Annotated in this window: 1 pseudogene; it reads right to left on the bottom strand. The window is 48.3% G+C overall.

Annotated features, from left to right (window positions below):
• A pseudogene (locus tag HPT30_RS00560) lies at positions 1–333 on the bottom strand (IS110 family RNA-guided transposase); the annotation flags it as partial.

Genomic DNA, 333 nt, shown 5'->3' with positions numbered 1-333 from the left:
CCTCACCGAGGACACCCGCTAGATTCGTAACATAGATGCCTCGTATTTCAAGGAACTTCTGTGCATAAGGAATACGCTCAAGAATGAGACGGAGCTCATGCTCAATTTGTTCAAGTTGGCGCTGGGCCAGGTCATATTCTTCGAGTAATTGCCCAAGATGGAGCTTGTATGCGTGGAGTGCCTGAGTGGCACCCACACTGGATTTCGCAAGTGAAATAAGTAACTCAGCACGTTTAACTCCAGCATGACGCTTTACATATTGCTTCCAACCGCCAAGAACCTGTTCCGTATTTAACAGACGGATCTCTTCAGGCAGGGGGAAGAGTCTGAGTG

Origin of the sequence: Paenibacillus agri, from assembly GCF_013359945.1 — a bacterium.
Lineage (GTDB): Bacteria > Bacillota > Bacilli > Paenibacillales > Paenibacillaceae > Paenibacillus_AQ > Paenibacillus_AQ agri.
The sequence above is the reverse complement of the archived record's forward strand: the minus strand, read 5'-3'. Positions and strand labels throughout refer to the sequence as shown.